At 60.2% G+C, this 16,288-nt stretch carries 12 protein-coding genes; 8 read left to right on the top strand and 4 right to left on the bottom strand.

Annotation, left to right across the window (positions count from 1 at the left end):
- Nucleotides 1-23: 23 nt before the first annotated feature.
- Both AB7M23_RS12675 and AB7M23_RS12680 read left to right on the top strand, forming a co-directional pair.
- Nucleotides 24-677, top strand: coding sequence for a LysE family translocator (locus AB7M23_RS12675; protein ID WP_330523500.1), 654 nt, complete (start codon nt 24-26; stop codon nt 675-677).
- A gap of 264 nt (nt 678-941) precedes the next feature.
- On the top strand, nt 942-1,433 hold the full coding sequence (locus AB7M23_RS12680) for an SRPBCC family protein (protein ID WP_454240971.1): 492 nt from the start codon (nt 942-944) through the stop codon (nt 1,431-1,433).
- A 55-nt stretch (nt 1,434-1,488) separates the two neighbouring features.
- Here AB7M23_RS12680 and AB7M23_RS12685 read toward each other — a convergent pair whose 3' ends face one another.
- Both AB7M23_RS12685 and AB7M23_RS12690 read right to left on the bottom strand, forming a co-directional pair.
- Nucleotides 1,489-1,959, bottom strand: coding sequence for a MaoC family dehydratase (locus AB7M23_RS12685; RefSeq protein WP_099773846.1), 471 nt, complete (start codon nt 1,957-1,959; stop codon nt 1,489-1,491).
- A gap of 35 nt (nt 1,960-1,994) precedes the next feature.
- A complete protein-coding gene (locus AB7M23_RS12690) occupies nt 1,995-2,939 on the bottom strand; it encodes an alpha/beta hydrolase (RefSeq protein ID WP_330523502.1) in 945 nt (314 codons plus the stop codon).
- 222 nt (nt 2,940-3,161) lie between these two features.
- Here AB7M23_RS12690 and fadD2 point away from each other — a divergent pair, with 222 nt between their 5' ends.
- Together fadD2 and fadD1 are read left to right on the top strand one after the other, a co-directional pair.
- Nucleotides 3,162-4,850, top strand: coding sequence for a long-chain-fatty-acid--CoA ligase FadD2 (gene fadD2 / locus AB7M23_RS12695; protein WP_330523503.1), 1,689 nt, complete (start codon nt 3,162-3,164; stop codon nt 4,848-4,850).
- Nucleotides 4,851-5,138: 288 nt separating this feature from the next.
- The gene (fadD1, locus tag AB7M23_RS12700; protein ID WP_330523504.1) at nt 5,139-6,836 is read left to right on the top strand and encodes a long-chain-fatty-acid--CoA ligase FadD1; all 1,698 of its coding nucleotides are present in this window, start codon (nt 5,139-5,141) and stop codon (nt 6,834-6,836) included.
- 47 nt (nt 6,837-6,883) lie between these two features.
- Here the strand turns inward: fadD1 and AB7M23_RS12705 are convergent, their stop codons facing one another.
- Both AB7M23_RS12705 and AB7M23_RS12710 read right to left on the bottom strand, forming a co-directional pair.
- Nucleotides 6,884-8,191: an NAD(P)/FAD-dependent oxidoreductase gene (locus AB7M23_RS12705; protein WP_454240972.1), complete on the bottom strand. Its 1,308-nt coding sequence runs from the start codon at nt 8,189-8,191 to the stop codon at nt 6,884-6,886.
- Nucleotides 8,192-8,220: 29 nt separating this feature from the next.
- A complete protein-coding gene (locus tag AB7M23_RS12710) occupies nt 8,221-9,585 on the bottom strand; it encodes a glutamine synthetase family protein (RefSeq protein ID WP_454240973.1) in 1,365 nt (454 codons plus the stop codon).
- Between the two features lie 436 nt (nt 9,586-10,021).
- Here AB7M23_RS12710 and hrpA point away from each other — a divergent pair, with 436 nt between their 5' ends.
- The 4 genes from hrpA to AB7M23_RS12730 all read left to right on the top strand — a co-directional run bounded on the left by hrpA (nt 10,022) and on the right by AB7M23_RS12730 (nt 16,258).
- Nucleotides 10,022-13,933 (top strand): ATP-dependent RNA helicase HrpA, encoded by a 3,912-nt coding sequence (gene hrpA / locus AB7M23_RS12715; RefSeq protein WP_065760695.1) that lies wholly within the window; start codon nt 10,022-10,024, stop codon nt 13,931-13,933.
- 203 nt (nt 13,934-14,136) lie between these two features.
- On the top strand, nt 14,137-15,258 hold the full coding sequence (locus AB7M23_RS12720) for a beta-ketoacyl-ACP synthase III (protein ID WP_330523507.1): 1,122 nt from the start codon (nt 14,137-14,139) through the stop codon (nt 15,256-15,258).
- Between the two features lie 155 nt (nt 15,259-15,413).
- Nucleotides 15,414-16,025 (top strand): RNA polymerase sigma factor, encoded by a 612-nt coding sequence (locus AB7M23_RS12725; RefSeq protein ID WP_454240974.1) that lies wholly within the window; start codon nt 15,414-15,416, stop codon nt 16,023-16,025.
- A complete protein-coding gene (locus tag AB7M23_RS12730; RefSeq protein ID WP_454240975.1) occupies nt 16,019-16,258 on the top strand; it encodes an anti-sigma factor family protein in 240 nt (79 codons plus the stop codon). The genes AB7M23_RS12725 and AB7M23_RS12730 overlap by 7 nt, the downstream gene beginning before the upstream one ends.
- The last annotated feature ends 30 nt before the right edge of the window (nt 16,259-16,288 follow it).

The raw sequence follows: 16,288 nt of genomic DNA on the forward strand, positions 1-16,288 counted from the left end.
ACGAAGCCTATCACGGACGGTTCATGCCTTTTTCCAATGGATTTCTTCTGAGTTTGTCACTGTGTCTGGATATCGGTGTGGCCAACATCGCCATGATTACCCTGGCCATGCGTCGCGGTTTCTTTCAGGGCTTTTGGCTGGGCTTGGGAACCTGTATCGGCGACCTGCTTTATGCCGTGGCTGCGCTGGCGGGAATGACGGTACTGCTGCAGTACACGGCAGTACGTTGGGTGTTGTGGGTCGCGGGATCGCTACTGTTGGTGTGGTTTGCCGTTCGGATGCTGATAACTGCCCTGCGCGGTGACGCGCACTTGAACACCAGTGATGAGGTGGTCGTGGAGTCACCGTGGCGTGAGTTCATGCGCGGTGTTTTCCTGGCCATGTCCTCACCTAGCGCGATTCTCTGGTTCGCTGCGGTAGGCGGTGTACTTATCTCGCGCTCTGGTGGCGGCAGCCTGCTGGAGGCCGGTGTGTTCCTGGCCGGGTTCTTCGCTGCCGGGGTGCTCTGGAGCCTCTCGTTGTGCCTGGTCGCCAGCCACGGCGGGCGGTTGCTTGGTGACCGTTTACTGACCTGGTCGTACCTGGCCTCGGCAGGGATCTTCTGCTATTTCGCGGTGTACGTGATCGTCTCCGGTTACCGCGAGTTTATCCTGGCGGTGCCCGCAACCGCCCTGTGAGTCATCCGGCAGGCATGTGGGCAGGTTGGTCACGACACCTATGGCCTATGCTGTAATGCTGATGGTCAAAGCAGTTTCGAGTACATCGCTGGGTTGAGGTGCCGATTACGATCCGGGCAGCCATAACAATGTGGTTGAAATCTGGCTGCCACTGAAAGCCCGGTAGGCGAAGCGTTCTGGGGGCATTTTCGCTGCGTGGGCTGCGTGTACTGCAGCCTGTTCAGTGCGTGAGTTTCAACCTTGATTGCTGAGGAGAACAACACGATGAGCCCTCTAACGCCTGATCCCGGCAAGGTCGCGCACGAATTGTCGCTGACACGCCTGATCGATGCGCCGCGTACCAAGGTGTTCCGTGCCTGGACGGAACCAGCATTGTTGAGTCAGTGGTGGGGGCCGCATGGCATGACTACGCCACTGTGTGAGATGCAGCTGTGGGCCGGCGGGTTGTTTCGCACAGTCATGTCTGCGCCGGACGGCACGGAGTATCCGAGCCAAGGGGTGTTCCTGGAGATCGTTGCCCCCGAGCGCATTGTCTTTACCGATGCCTTCGGGCCGGGGTGGGTGCCATCGGCCAAGGCCTTCATGACAGCCGTGGTGACGTTTGAGGAACTCCACGGCAAGACGCTCTATACCGCCCGTGCCTGGCACTGGAATGCTGCAGATTGCCAGGCCCACGATGACATGGGTTTTCATCGCGGCTGGGGGGAAAGTGTCGAGCGGTTGGTGGCGCTGGTTACCGATCAGAGGCCGGATTGACACCTGCTACCTGGGCGGCGCTTTTGCGTGCGCCGTCCAGGCCAGTAGTCCGGGCTTAGCCGATGGTGATCGGTGGTGGGCTCACCAGGTCTACGGTCTGCTGTTTGCGTGGCGCGAGGATTTCGGCCACGCCGTCTACCACCAGTTCATCGTTCTGGTTGAACACGCGGGTGGCGATGCGCACCTTGAACTTCGGCAGCTTCTCGAGAATTTCCAGGCGAACGGTCAAGGTATCGCCGAATTTCACGGGCTTCTGGAAGGTCATTTGCTGACCCAGGTAGATCGTGCCCGGGCCAGGCAGCTCGCAGGCGACGGCGGCGCTGATCAGTGCGCCACTGAACATGCCGTGGGCGATACGCTCTTTGAACATGCTCTTGGCGGCGAACTCTGCATCCAGATGCACCGGGTTGTGGTCGCCGGACATGGCGGCGAACAGCTGGATATCACGTTCTTCGACGGTCTTGCTGAAGCTGGCGGTCTGGCCGACTTCGAGGGCTTCGTAAGGCGTGTTGGTGACCTGGGTCATTGAGGTGGAGTCCTTCAGGTTCGACGAGGCAGGGGTTATTCACAACGAGGGGGGCGGCCAAGGGCCAGGGCCCGCTCGAGCCAGTCAATAACTGTAGCCGTAACTTCGTCGCGGTTGGTTTCGTTGAACAGCTCATGCCGGGCTTGCGGATACAGTTGCAGCTGCACGTGCTGGTTGCCGGCCAGACGCAATGCACCAGCCAGATCCTTGAGACGCTTGCCGGCACTGACTGGATCACATTCGCCGCCAATGATCAGGATTGGCAGGTTCGGATCGATCTGTGCGAGGTTGCTCGGCTGGCTGATCTGCTCCAGCCCCATGAGCAGATCGATCCACAGGCGATTGCTGCAGCGAAAGCCGCACAAGGGGTCGGAGAGGTACTTGTCGACCTCTACAGGGTCGCGGCTAAGCCAGTCGAACGCTGTGCGGTTAGGTTTGAAGGCTTTGTTGAAGGTACCGAATGACAACCACTCGATCAGTGCGCTGCGGCCCACGGGCCCCTGGCGCCAGGCTTCGAACCGAGCGATCAGGCAGGCCGCTCGGTACAGCGCCGGTGGCTGGAAGTTGGAACCGCTGAGAATCGCCCCTTGCAGGCTCGCACTGTGGTGCAGCAGATAGGCTTGGGCAATGTAGCTGCCCATGCTGTGGCCGAGCAGAAACACCGGTGTACCGGGGTATTGTTGGCCAATGTATTGATTGAGCAGCCCCAGGTCATTGACCACCTTGCTCCAGCCCTCATGTTGTGAGAACAGACCTCGCGTACCCAGCTCTGCCGTTCGACCGTGACCGCGTTGGTCATGGGCGTAAAGGGCGTAGCCAGCGGCACTCAGCGCTTCGCCCAGTCGCTGGTAGCGGCCTGCATGCTCGGCCATGCCATGGGCCAGCAGTACTACGGCCTTGACCGGGCCGGTTGGCAGCCACTGATAGACATAGAGGCTGCAATGATCGCTGGCCGGCAGCCAGAAGGCGTCATGGTGCATGGCGGCTCCTTTTGCGCATATCGCGTGATCTGCTCAGTGTATATCCCAGTCGGGAGGGGGACTGGCCACTGGCAACAGGATTCACATCCTTAGTTACAGAGCTTGTCAGATATGCCGTCTTTGGCGTGTTTGCCGTCCGAGGCATACCTGCTAACGTCGGCAAAGCACCGTTGTCTGGAGACGAAACGGTCCGGAACGGCTCAGGTATGAGGACAAGAATAAATGCAAGCTGATTTCTGGAATGATAAACGCCCTGCGGGGGTTCCCTCGCAGATTGACCTGAGCGCCTACAGGTCGGTCATTGAAGTGTTCGACCGCTCATGCAAGCGATTTGCCGACCGCCCGGCATTCAGCAACCTTGGGGTGACGTTGACCTACGCCGAGCTTGATCGTCACTCGGCAGCCTTTGCTGCCTACTTGCAACAGCATACCGACCTGGTCCCCGGTGATCGCATCGCGGTGCAGATGCCCAACGTACTGCAGTATCCCATTGCAGTATTTGGTGCCCTGCGTGCGGGGCTGATCGTGGTCAATACCAATCCGCTGTATACCGCCCGCGAAATGCGTCATCAGTTCAAGGACTCGGGTGCCCGAGCCTTGGTCTACCTGAACATGTTCGGCAAATTGGTTCAGGAGGTTCTGCCCGACACAGCGATCGAATACTTGATCGAAGCGAAGATGGGCGACCTCTTGCCAACGGTCAAAGGCTGGCTGGTCAACACGGTTGTCGCCACGGTCAAGAAAATGGTTCCAAGCTACCACTTGCCACAAGCGGTGCCCTTCAAGCGCGCGTTGAAGCTGGGGCAGGGGCATGCCTTGAGGCCTGTGTCGTTGGGCCTGGACGACGTCGCGGTGCTGCAATACACCGGTGGTACCACGGGCCTGGCCAAGGGCGCGATGCTGACCCATGGCAACCTGGTGGCGAACATGCTGCAGGTGCTGGCGTGTTTTTCCCAGCTTGGCCCGGACGGCCAGAAGATGATCAAGGATGGCCAGGAAGTGATGATCGCGCCGTTGCCGCTCTATCACATCTATGCGTTTACCGCGAATTGCATGTGCATGATGGTGACGGGCAACCACAACGTATTGATCACCAATCCGCGAGATATTGGCGGTTTTATCAACGAGCTGAAGAAGTGGCGTTTCACCGGTCTGCTGGGGCTTAACACGCTGTTCGTTGCACTGATGGAGCACCCGGCGTTCAAGACGCTCGATTTTTCTGCATTGAAGGTCACTAACTCGGGCGGTACGGCCCTGGTCAAGGCCACGGCGGAGCGCTGGGAGAGCCTGACGGGCTGCCGTATCGTCGAAGGCTACGGCTTGACCGAAACCTCACCGGTGGCCAGTACCAACCCGTATGGTCAGCAGGCCCGTCTGGGGACGGTGGGTATTCCGGTGCCGGGTACGGCCTTCAAGGTTATCGACGACGAGGGGCATGAAATGCCCTTGGGGGAGCGTGGCGAGCTGTGTATCAAGGGGCCGCAGGTCATGAAAGGCTATTGGCAGCGTCCAGAGGCTACTGCCGAGACGCTGGATGCCGAAGGGTGGTTGAAGACGGGTGATATCGCGGTCATTGATCCGGATGGCTTCACCCGGATTGTCGATCGCAAGAAAGACATGATCATTGTCTCGGGATTCAATGTGTACCCGAATGAAATCGAAGATGTGGTCATGGCGCACCCGAAGGTGGCCAACTGCGCAGCCATTGGTGTGCCGGACGAGCGCTCTGGCGAAGCGGTGAAGCTGTTCGTGGTGCCACGTGAACCGGGCATCAGCCTGGAAGAGCTCAAGGCCTACTGCAAGGCCAACTTCACCGGTTATAAAGTGCCCAAGCACATCGTGCTGCGCGAGTCGTTGCCCATGACGGCGGTGGGCAAGATCTTGCGCCGCGAGCTGCGTGACATCGCGTGACGTGATGCGCATCGTCGGCAATGCAGCCTCTTGCAGGAGATGCGCTGCCGGCGATGTGACGGGAACAAAACCTCACCAGTAGACTAATTACTCTAAAAGTGACTATTGATAGTCTATAAGTCATTTTTGTGACTGTTTGGGCTGCTTTAGCCCTAGGCGGGCCTTGGCAAAGCTGCTACTCTCGGCGCGCTTCTGAGCATTCGGTTTGCAATAAACCGGAACTTAATATCAATAATAATCGCATCGACTGCGGTGAAGAATTCGCTGGTGCTGGAGGAGTGGGCTTCCATGATCGAGAACTTTTGGAAGGATAAGTACCCAACCGGGATTGCCGCGCAGATCAATCCGGATGAGTACCCGAATATCCAGGCGGTATTGAAGCAGTCCTGCCAACGTTTCGCTGATAAACCGGCCTTTAGCAACCTGGGCAAAACCTTGACCTACGGAGAGTTGTACGAACTTTCCGGGGCATTTGCCGCCTGGTTGCAACAGCACACTGACTTGCAGCCCGGCGATCGTATCGCGGTGCAGTTGCCAAACGTATTGCAGTACCCCGTTGCAGTGTTCGGTGCCATGCGGGCCGGCCTGATCGTGGTCAATACCAACCCGTTGTATACCGCACGGGAAATGGAACATCAGTTCAATGATTCCGGCGCCAAGGCGCTGGTCTGTTTGGCCAACATGGCACACCTGGCGGAAAAGGTTGTGCCCAAGACCCAAGTCAAACACGTTATTGTCACCGAAGTTGCCGATCTGTTGCCACCGCTCAAGCGTTTGCTGATCAACAGCGTCATCAAGTACGTGAAAAAGATGGTGCCGGCGTACCACCTGCCCAAGGCGGTCAAGTTCAATGATGTCTTGAACAAGGGCCGTGGTCAGCCGATCAAGGAAGCCAATCCGGCCAGTTCCGATGTGGCGGTATTGCAGTACACCGGCGGCACCACCGGGGTGGCCAAAGGTGCGATGCTCACCCACCGCAACCTGGTGGCCAACATGCTGCAGTGCAGGGCGCTGATGGGCTCCAACCTCAATGAAGGCTGCGAAATCCTGATTACGCCGCTGCCGCTTTATCACATCTATGCCTTCACCTTTCATTGCATGGCGATGATGCTGATTGGCAGCCACAACATCCTGATCAGCAACCCGCGTGACTTGCCGGCCATGGTCAAGGAGCTGTCGAAGTGGAAGTTCAGCGGCTTTGTCGGCTTGAACACCCTGTTCGTGGCCCTGTGCAACAACGCCGATTTCCGCAAGCTGGACTTCTCGGCGCTGAAGATCACCCTGTCGGGAGGCATGGCGTTGCAGATGTCGGTTGCCGAGCGCTGGAGAGACGTCACAGGCTGTGCCATTTGTGAAGGCTACGGCATGACCGAAACCAGCCCGGTAGCCGCCGTCAACCCGGCCGAACGCAACCAGATCGGCACCATTGGCATTCCGGTGCCCTCGACACTCTGCAAGGTGATCGATGATGACGGGCATGAGCTGGCACTGGGCGAAGTGGGTGAGCTGTGCATCAAAGGCCCGCAAGTGATGAAGGGCTACTGGCAGCGCGAGGATGCGACGGCCGAGATCCTCGATGCCGATGGCTGGCTCAAGACCGGCGACATTGCCGTGATTCAGGCAGACGGTTACATGCGCATCGTCGACCGCAAGAAGGACATGATTCTGGTGTCCGGCTTCAACGTCTATCCGAACGAACTTGAGGATGTGCTGGCTGCGCTGCCGGGTGTATTGCAGTGCGCGGCAATCGGCGTGCCGGATGAGAAATCTGGTGAAGTGATCAAGCTCTTCATCGTTGCCCGCCCCGGCGTCACGCTGACCAAGGAGCAGGTGATGGAGCACATGCGCGCCAACGTCACAGGTTACAAGGTGCCGCGCTTCATTGAGTTTCGTGATGCACTGCCGACCACTAACGTTGGCAAGATCCTGCGCCGCGAACTGCGCGATGAAGAACTGAAGAAACTGGGTCTGAAGAAGATTGCCTGAGGCACTTGCGCCGGCTCCTGGGGAGCCGGCCTTGGCCCGCAATGGGTTTAGCGCAGTTTCTCAAGCATCTGGTAATACCACATGCCGGCCGCCAACAATGGATTGCCCAGCACATCGCCCATTGGCACCTTGATGTGCTTGCAACCGGCAAAGGTATCGAATTTTTCCAGCGTTCCGGTCATGGCCTCGGCCATGATCTCGCCCATGATATGGCTGGTGGCGATGCCATGGCCGGAGTAGCCCTGGCAGTACCAGACGTGCTCCGACAGCTTGCCCAATTGCGGGATGCGGTTGACCACGATACCCATGGCACAACTCCATTGAAACTCGATCGGTATGCCCTTGAGGGCCGGAAAGGTGCGCTCGATGCATGGGCGCAGTTCACCGGCAATGTCCCGTGAGTCCCGCCCGGAGTAGTTGGCGCCACCGCCGAACAGCAGGCGACCATCGGCGGTCATGCGGTAGTAGTCGAGTACGAAGCGACAGTCGTAGACCGCCAGGTCCTGTGGGTTGATCTGGTGCGCCAACTCGCCCAGCGGGGCGGTCGTGACGATGCCGCCCATGGCGGGAAAGATCTTGCCTTTGAGCTGGCGTTTTTCCAGTTTGTGGTACACGTCGCCTGCCAGCAGCACCTGGCGTGCATCGATCCGGCCATGGGCAGTGACCACGGCCGGGCGAGGGCCATGGACGATGTCCAGTACTTCGGAGTTCTCGAAGATCAGTGCGCCCAGTTGCTGGGCGGCACGAGCTTCACCCAGGCACAGGTTGAGTGGGTGCACATGCAGGTTGCGGCGGTTTTTCAGTGCCCCGATGTACAAGGGGCTGTCCAGGTGTTCGCGTACACCCTGGCGGTCCAGCAACTCGACCTGATCACCCATGCCGCGGGTTAGCGCTTCATCATAGGACGCCTGAAGCTCGTCCAGATGCGACGGTTTCATCGCTGCATGCAGGTGGCCTCGCTTGAGGTCACAGGCAATGTTGTAGCGCGCTACCCGCTGTTCGATGATCTGGTGACCGCGCCAGCGCAGGTGCCAGATGAAATCGTCGACCTCCTCGCCGAGGCGCGCACGCATCTGCTTGCGCATCGCTTCATCACCCGACAGGCTGCCGGTGACCTGGCCGCCATTGCGCCCGCTGGCCCCCCAGCCGATCCGATGGGTTTCGACGATGGCGACTTTCAGGCCGCGTTCGGCCAGCTCCACGGCGCTGGCGACACCGGTGAAGCCGCCACCGATGATCACCACGTCGACACTCACGTTGCCGTTCAGGCGTGGGTACTCGGTGAAGTCATTGAGGCTGGCGCTGTAATAGGAGGCGCTACGCGGGGCGGGGCCGTGGTTAAGTGCTGCGTTCATGGGGTAATCCTTACTAAAAGAGTGAGCGGTCAGGCTTGGGTCAGGTACCAGCGCCAGTCCTGTTCGCCGACTTCGGCCATGAACTGTCGGTATTCGGCGCGTTTGACCGCCATGTAGACACCGAGGAACGCCCCGCCGAAGGCTTCGTGCGCCCAAGACGAACCTTGCAGGGCATTGAGTGATGTCAGCCAGTCGGTTGGCAGCAGTGTCTTGGCCTGGGCATAACCGTTACCTTCAACCGGTGCGCCCGGGTCGAGTTGCTGGCGAATGCCGTGATGCAGGCCGGCGAGAATCGCAGCTGCAGCCAGATAAGGGTTGGCGTCGGCACCGCAAATGCGGTGCTCGATATGCCGGGTGTGGGCTGGGCCACCTGGTACGCGCAGGCTCACCGTGCGATTGTCCACGCCCCAGGTCGGCGCCAGCGGTGCATAGCTGTTGGCCTGGAAGCGCCGGTAGGAGTTGGCGTTGGGGCAGAACATCAGCAGCGAGTCGAGCAGCACATCGAGCATGCCGGCGACCGATTGGCGCAGCAGGGGTGTGCCCGCCTTGTCTTCGCTGGCATAGAGGTTGTTGCCCGCGTGGTCGGCGAGGCTGACGTGCATGTGCATGCCGGTACCGGCCAGGTGATCGTACGGTTTGGCCATGAAGCAGGCTTGCATGCCGTGCTTGTGCGCGACGCCTTTGACCAGGCGCTTGTAACGCACCGCCTGGTCCATGGCTTCGAGCGCATCGCCGTGCTCCAGGGTGATTTCCACCTGCCCAGGGGCGTACTCGGAAATCGCCGTGCGTGCGGGAATACCCTGGGCCTTGCACGCCGCATACAGGTCCGCCAGGAAGGGTTCGATCTGTTCGAGCTCACGCAGACCATAGACCTGGGTGCCTCGCGGTCGTCCGCCATCGGCGTCACGTGCCGGTTGTGGGCGGCCATCCGCGTCGCGTTGCTGGTCGAGCAGGTAGAACTCCAGCTCACAGGCCATGACCGGGTAGTAGCCGTCGGCTTTGAGCGCGTCGATCACGTTGATCAGCACGTGCCGAGGGTCGGCGATGGCGGCCGGTTGGCCTTCAGTCGGGTGCATGCTGACCTGTACTGCGGCAGTAGGGATCTGTCGCCATGGCAGGCGCACCAGGCTGCCCTCAAGCGGGTAGGCGCGGCAGTCGATATCGCCGACGTCCCAGACCAGCCCGGAGTTTTCGACGTCTTCGCCGTTAAGGGTCAGGCCCAGAATAGTGCTGGGCAGCGGGCGACCGCTCTCATAAACCGCCAGCAGTTCCTCGCGGTGCAGCAGCTTGCCGCGCGGCACGCCGTTGGCGTCGAGGATGAACAGCTCGATCATTTCGATATCGGGGTTGGCGGCCAGGAATGCCTGGGCCTGCTCGGGGTGAGCAAAGTGCATGAGTGTCTCGCTTGCGCCCATAGGCGCACAGTGCCGACTGCAGGGCAGGTCAGCCAGTGATTGACGATGTATGGAGTCAGATCAGCGCGAGGGTGTCTGGTGGGCGAGCGTGGCGGCAATGCCACAAGGCCCAGAAGGCGAGAATGATGTGAAACAGCGGGTTTTCACCGGAACGCGCCCTGACCTTCGAGCACGAAGGAGGCGATACAGGACAGGACGAGCGTACGGGTGAAGTCATGCACCGATACTCCCATGGCCGATAAGGTTCATTAAATCAGTGTTTATATACCTTCAGGTATGTATCTGCTAAACAAAGTCGTGAGACCCTGTATCCGTGCCGAGCGGGGGCAAATCTGCGACAATCGCAGCCCTTACCTATGCCGATCATATGCCGATCATGCGACAGCAGGTTCACCTGCATGACTAAAAAGACTCCATGACTGACCAGAATCCCGCTATCGATCAACTGTTGAGAAACCTTGATCACGCCATGATCGCCGAGCGTCATCGACTGCGTCGGCAATTGCACGAACTGCGCAAGCACCCTGATGAAGCCAAACTCGCCCAGTGGGTCGAGAAGGTGCAGGCGTCCTTTGCCCGGGTGACGGCGCGCAAGCAAAGCGTGCCGTTGATTCGCTACGACGACAGCCTGCCGATTGCCGCCAAGCGCGATGAGATCAAGAAGGTCCTGGCCGAGCATCAGGTACTGATCATTGCCGGCGAGACGGGGTCGGGCAAGACCACCCAATTGCCGAAGATCTGCCTGGAGCTGGGCCGCGGCCAGCATGGCCTGATCGCCCACACCCAGCCACGGCGGATTGCCGCCCGCAGTGTTGCGACGCGGGTTGCCGAAGAGCTGGGTACGCCACTGGGAGCGCTGGTGGGCTACCAGGTGCGCTTCGAAGACCAGAGTGATGCCAACACCCTGGTCAAGCTGATGACGGACGGTATCCTGCTGGCCGAAACCCAGCACGACCGTTTTCTCGAACGCTATGACACGATCATTGTCGACGAAGCGCACGAGCGCAGCCTGAACATCGACTTCCTGCTCGGTTACCTCAAGACCCTGCTGCCTCGTCGCCCGGACCTGAAGCTGATCATCACTTCGGCGACCATCGACCTGGAGCGCTTCTCCAAGCACTTCAATGATGCGCCGATCATCGAAGTCTCGGGGCGTACCTACCCGGTCGAGACCTGGTATCGACCGCTGACCAGCGAGCAGGATGAAGAGGGCAATCGGGTTGAAGATGACCTGACCGTGGATCAGGCGATTCTCGCCACCCTCGACGAGATCGCCGCCCATGAGCGCAGCGAAGGCAAGCACCCGGGTGATGTGCTGGTGTTCCTGCCCGGTGAGCGGGAAATCCGCGATGCGGCTGAAATGCTGCGCAAGGCCCAGCTCAAGCACACCGAGATCCTGCCGTTGTACGCCAGGCTTTCACCGGCCGAACAGCAGCGAATCTTCCAGTCCCACCCCGGGCGGCGCGTGGTGCTGGCAACCAACGTTGCTGAAACTTCGCTGACGGTGCCGGGCATTCGCTACGTGATCGACAGTGGTACGGCGCGGATCAGCCGTTACAGTTACCGGGCCAAGGTGCAGCGGCTGCCGATCGAGGCCGTATCCCAGGCCAGCGCCAACCAGCGTAAAGGTCGCTGCGGTCGGGTCGAGCCAGGTATTTGCGTGCGTCTGTACAGTGAAGAGGATTTCAACGCCCGCCCTGCGTTTACCGATCCTGAGATCCTGCGCACCAACCTTGCCGCGGTGATCCTGCAGATGCTGCATTTGCGCCTGGGCGCGATTGACGCATTCCCGTTCATCGAGCCGCCTGATGGCAAGGCCATCAGCGACGGCTTCAACCTGCTGCAAGAGCTCTCTGCGGTGAACCGCGAGAACCAGCTGACGCCGCTGGGCCGGCAATTGGCGCGGCTTCCGGTCGACCCGCGGCTGGGCCGCATGCTGCTTGAAGGCGCGAAGCAGGGGAGCCTGCAGGAAGTGCTGATTGTTGCCAGTGCACTGTCTGTGCAGGACCCTCGCGAGCGTCCTCCGGAGCGTCAGCAGGCTGCCGATCAGGCTCATGCCCAGTGGAAGGATGTCGACTCCGATTTCGCGGCACTGGTCAATCTCTGGCGCGGTTTCGAGGAGCAGCGCCAGGCGCTGACCGCCAGCCCATTGCGCAACTGGTGCCGGAAGAACTTCCTCAATTACCTGCGCTTGCGTGAGTGGCGCGATGCGCACCGGCAGTTGGGGCTGATTTGCCGTGACCTGCAGTTGAGCATCAACAAGGAGCCTGCCGACTACCCGAAATTGCACAAGGCGGTGCTCTCCGGCCTGCTCAGCCAGATCGGGCAGAAAACCGAAGACGGCGACTACCTCGGCGCTCGCCAGCGGCGCTTCTGGGTACACCCGTCTTCGGGCCTGGGCAAGAAGCGCCCGCAATGGCTGATGACTGCCGAACTGGTCGAAACCACCAAGCTCTATGCGCGGATGGTCGCCAAGATCGAACCAGACTGGATCGAACCGCTGGCCGGGCACCTGGTCAAGAAGAACCACTTCGAGCCGCACTGGGAAAAGAAGCGCGGCCAGGTAGTGGCCTATGAGCAGATCACCCTGTATGGGTTGATTATCGTCGGTCGACGCCCAGTGCATTTCGGCCCGATCGACCCCCTGATGTCACGCGAACTGTTCATCCGTGAAGCGCTGGTGGGCGGTGAGATACAGTCACGGGCCAAGTGCCTGACAGCCAACACGCGCTTGCTTGAGCAACTCGACGAGCTGGAAGCCAAGGCACGTCGACGCGATATTCTTGCCGATGAAGAAACCCTTTACGCCTTCTATGAGGCGCGGCTGCCCGCGGAGATTCATCAGACCGCAACGTTCGACAGCTGGTACCGGGTCAACAGCCAGAAAGACCCGCAGTTGTTGATCATGCGCGAGGAAGATGTGCTGGCCCGTGAGGCCAGTGAAGTGACCGCTGCCCAGTACCCCGATACCCTGCGCTTGGGTGACCTGAGCCTGGCATTGAGTTATCACTTCGAGCCTAATCACCCGCGTGATGGTGTCACCCTGCGCGTACCGGCGCCGCTGTTGCCGAACCTGCCGGGCGAGCGCCTGGAGTGGCTGGTGCCTGGGTTGCTGGAAGCCAAGTGCATTGCGCTGGTACGCAACCTGCCCAAGGCAACCCGCAAGAACTTCGTGCCCGTACCGGACTTCGTCAAGGCTGCCTTGCAGCGGATGAGTTTTGGTGTCGGCTCGTTGCCCCACGCATTGGGCGCGGAGCTGTTGCGCATGACCGGTGCGCGGGTCAGCGATGAAGCCTGGAGTGAAGCTGCCGAGCAAGTGGACAGCCACTTGAAAATGAACCTGGAGGTGGTCGATGCCCAGGGCAAGTTCCTGGGCGAAGGCCGTGACCTTGCGGAGCTGACTTCGCGTTTCGTCGCCGCAAGCCAGGCAGCACTGGCCGTACCGCAGACCGCACAGAGCCAGCAGCCGGTGGAGGCCAAGGGCTTTGCCAAGGTTGCGCAAAGTGCCCAGCAGAAGATCGCCGGCCTGTCGTTGACGGTGTACCCGGCGCTGGTGGAAGAGGGCGGGACGGTCAAGGAGGGGCGGTTCTCGACAGCTGCCGAAGCCGAATACCAGCACCGTCGTGGTTTGCAGCGGCTGTTGCTGCAACAGTTGGCCGAGCCGGCCAAGTACCTGCGTGGCAAGTTGCCGGGGCTGACCGAGCTGGGGCTGCTGTACCGCGAATTGGGACGGATTGAGGCGCTGGTCGAGGACATTCTGCTGGCCAGTCTCGACAGCTGCATCCTCGAGGGTGAGGCCAGCCTGCCGCGTGACGGTGCTGCACTGGCGTCACTGGCCGAGCGCAAACGTGGCCAGTGGGCCGAGCATGCCGAGCGTCTGGCGCGTCTGACGCTGGACATCCTCAAGCTCTGGCATGGCTTGCAGAAGCGCTTCAAGGGCAAGATTGACCTGGCCCAGGCTGTGGCGTTGAACGACATCAAGCAGCAAACGGCCAACCTGGTGTACCCGGGGTTTGTTCGGGAAACACCGTCGCTCTGGCTCAAGGAACTGCCGCGCTACCTCAAGGCGATTGAACTGCGCCTGGAAAAACTGCCCGCGCAGGTACAGAAGGATCGTGTCTGGAGCGGTGAGCTCAGCAACCTCTGGGCACAGTTCAAGGCCCGCGCCGACAAGCATGCCCAGGAAGGCAAGCGTGACGAGCAGTTGGTCCTGTACCGCTGGTGGATCGAAGAGTACCGGGTTTCACTGTTTGCCCAACAACTGGGCACCAAGGTGCCGATTTCCGATAAGCGCTTGAGCAAGCAGTGGGGGCAAGTGGAAGCCTAACGGCTTGGAAATGTGGCACACTTCGTCGACGTACGCCGCTGATGTGACCGGCCCTCGGTGACATCAGCGGCGCCAGATTGCATGACCACGCAGTGCTCCCGCCAACCGGGGGTATTGCGTGCATTAATTGGTACCTTCGTGCCAGGAAAACCGACTAACAGGCCGTTGCCCTGCCGGCACCGGCCCCGAACAGAGGAACGACCGTGCATAACGTCGTGATCAGCGGCACCGGCCTGTACACCCCGGCCAACAGCATTTCCAACGAGGAACTGGTGGCGGCGTTCAACGCCTACGTCAGCCAGTTCAATGCCGATAATGCTCAGGCCATCGAGCGCGGCGAGGTTCAGGCCCTGGCTGAATCCAGCGCTGCGTTCATTGAGAAGGCGTCGGGTATCAAGAGCCGCTTTGTCATGGACAAGGATGGCATACTCGATCCTCAACGCATGGCGCCGCGTTTGCCTGAGCGCAGCAACGATGAACCGTCGATTCTCTGCCAGATGGCCGTAGCCGCCGCTGAACAGGCGCTTGCACGTGCAGGTCGCACAGCGGCCGATGTCGATGCGGTGATCGTCGCCTGCTCCAACCTGCAGCGACCTTATCCGGCCATTGCCATCGAAGTGCAGCAAGCCTTGGGCATCAACGGTTTTGGCTTCGACATGAACGTGGCCTGTTCGTCGGCCACCTTTGGTATCCAGACGGCCTGCAACAGCGTTCAGGTCGGCCAGGCACGTGCCGTGCTGGTGATCAGCCCTGAGGTGTGTACCGGCCATTTGAACTTCCGTGACCGTGATAGCCATTTCATTTTTGGCGATGCGGCCACGGCGGTGTTGGTCGAGCGTGCCGATCTCGCCACCTCGGCCCATCAGTTCGATATCGTCAGCACTAAACTGCTGACGCAGTTCTCCAACAACATCCGCAACAACTTTGGTTTCCTCAACCGTGCGGCGGAAGAGGGCATTGGCGCGCCGGACAAACTGTTTGTGCAAGAGGGGCGCAAGGTTTTCCGTGAAGTGTGCCCGATGGTTGCCGAACTGATCGGCCAGCATTTGGCAGAAAACGACATCAATGTCAGCGACATCAAGCGTTTCTGGTTGCACCAGGCCAACCTGAGCATGAACCACCTGATCGTCAAGAAACTGCTGGGCCGTGATGCCACTGTCGATGAAGCGCCGGTGATTCTGGATCGCTATGCCAATACCAGTTCGGCAGGCTCGGTGATTGCCTTGCATACGCACCAGGATGATTTGCCCAAGGGCGCACTGGGTGTGCTCAGTTCCTTTGGCGCGGGCTACTCCATCGGCAGTGTGATTCTGCGCAAACGCTAAGCGCCTCGGGGTGTATCTGGGGGCTGTCTTGGTTGAGAGGGCAGCCCGTCCTGCAAACCGAATGCATGCCTTGGGGCGTCAGGTTGTGTTGTGCGTTGTTGCTGTAACAAATTCCCGCTATCGAAGTCCATACCCGACTTCCAGGGAAAACCACCATGACCGGTACGAATGAAACCGAGTTGCTGGAGCGTTTGCTTGCCGGTGAGCAGCAGGCGTTCAAGGAACTGGTCGACACCTATCAAAGCGCCATGCGAGCGGTCGCCTACGCCATTGTGGGTAACCGCCAGGCCGACGAGGCCGTGCAGGATGCCTGGCTGGCGGTTGTCCGCAGCCTGCCCGGATTTCAGCGCCGCTCCAGCCTCAAGACCTGGTTACTGACCATCACCGCCAACGCAGCCAAAAATCGCTACAGGCAAAATCGTCGTGAGGTGCTGCTCGACGACCTGCCGTCGCCGCATGGCAGCATTGGCGATGATCGCTTCGCGGCTGATGGGCATTGGCGCGTTGCGCCGTTCGCCTGGCATGAAGACACCCCCGAGGCGCTGCTCAGCGAGGATGAGTTGCGCCAGTGCCTGGAGCACACACTGTTGAGCCTGCCGCAGTTGCAAAGCAGCGTGCTGATACTGCGCGAGCGCCAAGGCCTGGCATTGGAAGAGATCTGTAATTTGCTCGAGATATCCCTCTCCAATGTGCGTGTGCTCTTGCACCGGGCACGGCTCAAGGTCTTCGCGACCCTGGAGCATTTCGAGGAGACAGGACAATGTTGACCTGCAAGGAAATGGTGGCGCGTAGCAGCGACTATCTGGATGGTGAGCTCACGTTGGGGGAGCGTTTGCTGGTACGTCAGCACCTGCTGTTTTGCCGTAACTGCAGGCGTTTCATCAAACAGATGCGCCTGGCGCAGGTAACGGTACGTGCACTGCCAGAGGCCCCGATGGCGGATGCCGATGTGCTGGCCAGGAAACTGGCGGCGCAGCGCAGGGCTCAAGATAAACCCTGAGTGGTGTGAATCGACTTTGCCAGCCTGAGC

The organism is Pseudomonas sp. HLS-6 TE3448, assembly GCF_053629555.1.